The organism is Pseudorhodobacter sp. (assembly GCF_030452865.1).
Classification (GTDB): Bacteria; Pseudomonadota; Alphaproteobacteria; order Rhodobacterales; family Rhodobacteraceae; genus Pseudorhodobacter.
Window position 1 is genome coordinate 1 of sequence record NZ_JAKDLJ010000241.1, and the last position, 5,515, is coordinate 5,515.

3 protein-coding genes are annotated in these 5,515 nt (G+C 58.8%); 1 reads left to right on the forward strand and 2 read right to left on the reverse strand.

Annotated elements, in window-relative coordinates; translation table 11 throughout:
• Together L0H65_RS13370 and L0H65_RS13375 are read right to left on the reverse strand one after the other, a co-directional pair.
• On the reverse strand, nt 1-1,643 hold a 1,643-nt coding region (locus L0H65_RS13370; protein WP_301459547.1), incomplete at its 3' end, for a molybdopterin-dependent oxidoreductase.
• A gap of 17 nt (nt 1,644-1,660) precedes the next feature.
• On the reverse strand, nt 1,661-4,372 hold the full coding sequence (locus tag L0H65_RS13375) for an MFS transporter (RefSeq protein ID WP_301459548.1): 2,712 nt from the start codon (nt 4,370-4,372) through the stop codon (nt 1,661-1,663).
• Between the two features lie 406 nt (nt 4,373-4,778).
• On the opposite strand from L0H65_RS13375, the gene L0H65_RS13380 reads away from it, so the two are divergent.
• A partial coding sequence (locus tag L0H65_RS13380; RefSeq protein WP_301459549.1) for a TRAP transporter substrate-binding protein occupies nt 4,779-5,515 on the forward strand: 737 nt, incomplete at its 3' end.

The window sequence follows — 5,515 nt, forward strand, 5'->3', positions numbered from 1 at the left end:
CAATGGTTAATCCCTGCCCCCAGAATCACCATGGACTTACCGTTGGTCTTTTCGGCATTGGTGGCAAATTCACGCGCAACCGCGATGATCTTGTCGCGCCGAACGCCCGTGATCTTTTCCGCCCATGCCGGGGTGAACGGCACATCGGCGTCAAAACCCTTCGCGACATTTTCGCCGCCCAAACCGCGATCAAGGCTGTAATTGGCGCAAAAGAGGTCGAACACCGTGGTCACGAGTGTTTCGCCATCCTTCAGCGCCATACGCTTGACCGGGATGTTGCGGGTCAGGATCGCGCCGCGCTTGTCGGCTACGAAATGCTCATGCGCCTCGCCGCCGAAATAGGGGAAATCGACGCCGACCACTTCATCGCGGTCCTCCTCCAGAATAAAGGTGGATTTGAGGTCGATGTCTGCGCCTGCCGCCTTCTCCTCCAGATTCCACTTGCCATCCTGTCCCCAACGAAACCCGATGGAGCCATTCGGCACCACCACCTTGCCGGATTTGGCATCCACCCCCACGGTTTTCCAATCCGGGTTGTTGTCTTGGCCCAAAGCATCCGAGAAATCACTGGCGCGCAACATACGGCCAGCGACAAGGCGGCCGTTTTGTTCCTCCAGCTTCACCAGCAAGGGGAAGTCGGAATACTTCCGGGTGTAATCCTCAAAATACGGCACCTGACGGTCAAGGTGGTATTCGCGCAGGATCACATGGCCGAAAGCCATCGCAAGGGCGGCATCGGTGCCTGCCTGCGGGTTCAACCAGATATCGCTGAACTTCGCGGCTTCGGAATAGTCGGGGCTGACCACCGCCGATTTGGTGCCTTTATACCGCGCCTCGGTATAGAAATGCGCGTCCGGTGTGCGGGTTTGCGGCACGTTGGAGCCCCAAAGCATCAGGAAGCCGGAGTTGTACCAATCGGCACTTTCGGGAACATCCGTCTGCTCGCCCCATGTTTGCGGGCTGGAGGGAGGCAAGTCGCAATACCAGTCATAAAATGACATGCAGGTGCCGCCAAGCAGGCTCAGATAGCGCGAACCTGCCGCGTAGCTGACCATCGACATCGCCGGAATGGGGGAGAAACCGAACACCCGGTCGGGACCGTATTTCTTGGTGGTATGAGCATTGGCGGCTGCGATAATCTCGGTCACTTCATCCCACTCGGCGCGGACAAAACCACCCTTGCCGCGCGTCTTGGTATAGCTGGCGCGCGCTTTCGGATCAGCCTGGATTGAGGCCCACGCGGCAACCGGCGTCATGGTCTTGCGCGCCTCCCGCCAAAGCTTCATCAACCGACCCCGGATCAGCGGCGTTTTCACCCTGTTGGCGGAATAAAGATACCAGCTATAGCTTGCACCCCGCGCACAGCCGCGCGGTTCGTGGTTTGGCATATCGGGGCGCGTGCGCGGGTAATCTGTCTGCTGGGTTTCCCAGGTCACGATCCCCGACTTGACGTAAATCTTCCACGAACAAGATCCGGTACAGTTCACCCCATGGGTGGAGCGCACGATCTTGTCATGCCTCCAGCGGTTGCGGTATCTGTCCTCCCAATCGCGATTTTCTATCGTTGTCTGCCCATGACCATCGGCGAATGTATCGACCCGCAGGGATTTGAAAAAGTTCAGGCGATCGAGAAGATTGCTCATCTGGTATTCCTTTCAGGTCAGGCTATGGCAGTCATGGGGCGGGCACCACGTTCGGTCGAATAAAGCAGCCCGCTGGGGCGGGTGTAATAAACCCAAGTCAAAACAGCACAGATCACATAAAAGGCAAGGAACCCCCAGAGGGCGGCTTCCGGCCCCCCCGTCATCGCGATTGAGGTGCCGTATGCCTTGGGGATGAAGAACGCGCCGTAAGCTGCGATGGCTGAGGTGAAGGCGATGATCGCCGCACTTTCGCGCCCTGCCTGCCTGCGTGTTTCATCGGTATTCAGGCCCGGCATCAGGCGTGGAACTTCGTGCCCCATGATCACCGGAATCATCTGGAACGTCGAAGCATTTCCAATCCCCGTCAATAGGAACAGGGCCATGAACGCGGCAAAGAAGCCAGCGAAACTGCCTGCGCCAAGCGATGTGATCACCGCGAACACCGCGATAATCATCGCGATAAAGGTCCAGAACGTCACGCGCCCGCCGCCGAAACGGTCGCTGACCCAACCGGTTCCGGCCCGCGACAGCGCGCCGACCAACGGCCCCAGAAACACCAGTTGCAGCGAATTGACATCGGGGAACATCATCTTGGCCAGCAGCGGAAAGCCCGCCGAATAGCCGATGAAACTGCCGAACGTGCCGGTATAAAGCACGCACATGATCCAGTTGTGTTTGCGGCTGAAGATGATCGCCTGTTCGGCAAAACTCGCCTTGGCATCGGCCACGTCGTTCATTCCGATCCACGCGGCAACAGTCGCGGCGATGATGAAAGGAACCCAGATGAAGCCCGCGTTCTGCATCCAGAGCTGACCGCCGTCAGACATGGTTTGTGGCATCCCGCCCATGGCCCCGAAAACGCCGGTGGTGATGACGAGCGGCACCAGAAATTGCATGACCGACACGCCGAGATTGCCCAGACCCGCATTCAAGGCCAAGGCGTTGCCCTTTTCCGACTTCGGAAAGAAAAAGGCGATATTGGCCATCGATGATGCGAAGTTACCGCCGCCAAACCCGCACAGGAGCGCCAGCGTCAGGAAGATCAGGTAAGGCGTTTCGGGGTTCTGCACGGCATAGCCAATGCCCAAAGCCGGGATCACGAGGGACGCGGTGGAAACCGTGGTCCACAGCCTGCCGCCAAAGATCGGCACCATGAAGCTGTAAAAGATGCGGAAAGTCGCACCCGACAGCCCCGGCAAAGCCGCCAGCCAGAAAAGCTGCCCTTGGGTGAAGTTAAAACCGATGGCCGGAAGTCGCGCGACAACCACGGACCAGACCATCCAGACGCTGAATGCAAGCAGCAGCGCCGGAATCGAAATCCACAGGTTGCGCCGTGCAATCTTGCGACCCTTTTCCTGCCAGAAGGTGGTGTCTTCGGGCTCCCACTCCTCCAGTGTGCGGGAGCCTGCAAGCGCCTCCGGCACGGCCATACCTTGCATTTCAGGCAGTTGCGGCAGTTGGTCGAGCGCCACAGCCCCCGCCGTCCGTTCCATATGACGAATCGCCATATGCATCCAACCCAAGGAGACACCGGCAACAAGGAACAGCAGTGCAAAAGCCGTGGTGAAAACCCCGGTCAAATCCAGAACTGCACCGAACAGGATGGGCAGGGCAAAGCCACCAAGGCCGCCGATCATCCCGACCAAGCCGCCCACCGCGCCGACGTGTTTCGGGTAATAGACCGGGATGTGCTTGAACACCGCCGCTTTGCCGAGGCTCATGAAAAAGCCAAGCGCGAACAGCGCGATGATGAAGGGAACGAAATCCATCCGCGTCTCAAACGCAATCGGGCCGTTCTTGCTGCTGATGACATAGGAGGTGTCGGGATAGGACATCATGAACAGCAGGATCGCCGAAAACCCAAGGCTCCAGTACATCACCGACCGCGCGCCGAACCGATCCGACAGCGCACCGCCATAGGCGCGGAACAGTGACCCGGACAGGCCAAAGGCCGTAACCGCCATACCGGCGGTACGGATATCAACGCCGTAAACATCAATCAGGTAGTGGGGCGCCCAAAGGGCAATGGCGACGAAACCGCCGAACACAAAGAAATAGTAAAGCGAGAAGCGCCAGACCTGAAGGTTCTTCAGCGGCGCAAATTGCTCGGCCAGTGACTGCGCGCGTTGCCCATTGGTGCGGCGCGCCACAAGCTCCGGGTCGTCCTTGGCAAAGACCAGAAACACCAATGCAATCAGCAACAGCGCCACCGACCAGGCATGTGCAACCCCGTGCCAGCCATAAGCGACCATGACAAACGGCGCCACAAAGCTGGTGACGGCAGAGCCGACGTTGCCCGCGCCGAATATCCCCAGCGCCGTGCCTTGCTTGCCCGCACCAAACCAGCGCGAAACATAGGCGACCCCGATGATGAACGACCCACCGGCAAGGCCGATGCCAAGTGCTGCAACCAGATACATCGGATACGTCGTGGCCCAGGTCAGCATCCATGTCGCCGCCGCGGTCAGCACCATCTGCGTGGTAAATACCAGACGCCCGCCATATTTCTCGGTCAGGACACCCAGAAACAGCCGGGAAACGGAGCCGGTCAGAACCGGGGTTGCGACCAGCAGGCCGAACTCGAATTCGCTCAGGCCTAGTTCGGCCTTGATGGCAACGCCAATGATGGAAAAGATGGTCCAGACGGCGAAACAGGCGGTGAAGGCGATCGTGCTGAGCGCCAATGCGCGGGTTTGATCCGTGGTGCGGGCGTTGTCATGGCTTTGCATATCTGTCCCCAGAGCGTCATCCCGGCGGGGCGCAGGCATGGATCGCTTGGGTTTTCTGGCGCGTACAACCGCCGCGCGCGTTGATCTGAATCAATTGTTCTGCTGTTGTTTCGCAAATTGACTTGGCGCTCTATGTATCCACGGAGTGTCGCTTGCCATCATGGCCGCATCCGGTCGCGGCGAAATCTTGTGCGTTTGGGGGGCAGGCAGGCGGGGGCTTTTTCGGCTCTACGCATCAGCGCGGCAGCCAAATCGCGCTCCGCGCTGTCATCCTTGTAAAATTCATGCGAGGTTGCAGATCGCTGCTTCCTGCGCAGCAAATGCGCTTGCTCTTGTCGGGGCCGACACATAAAGCCAGCGGTGCCTGATAAATCAAGTGCCTTCCATAACCGATAGGGAAAATCTGATGATCACGACATTGACCACCATTCGCCGCCGTGTCTTCTGCGCGCTTGCCGCCAGCACTATCCTTGCCGCAGCCGTTCCAGCCGCAGCGCAGGAATTCGTGGCACGCATCGGTCATCTGGAATCGACCCAACAAAGCCGTCATGTTGCACTCGAAAAAGTTGCCGCCGTGGTGAAAGAGCGCACCAAGGGCGCGGTGGAGTTTCAGATTTTTCCTCAGGGTCAGTTGGGCGATCAGCGTCAGATGACCGAAGGTGTACAGCTTGGAACCTTGGAGGCCACGGTTTCGCCTGCGGCCTTCCTTGGCGGTTTCAACCCGGTGATCTCAGTCCTCGATATCCCCTATATCATGCCGACCGATCCAGTGGCCGCACAAGCCTTGCGTGACGGCCCGTTCGGGCAGGCGCTGCTCGCGTCCTTCACGGATCGCGGTGTGGTTGGCGTGGCGCTTTGGCCTAACGGGTTCAAGAATTTCACCTCCAACAAACCGCTGACCGATCTGGCGGCCTTCGCCGACCAGAAATTCCGCGTGATGGACAGCAAAATCCTGATTGAGCAGATGAATGCGCTTGGCTCTTCGGCCATCGCCTTGCCGTTTGGCGAACTTTATACCTCGCTGCAAACCGGCGTGGTGGACGGCGAAGAAAACCCGCTGGATACCATCCAGCGCATGAAATTCTATGAGGTTCAGAAATACCTGCTGATCTCGGAACACGGCGCGATGGAGGATGTTGTTCT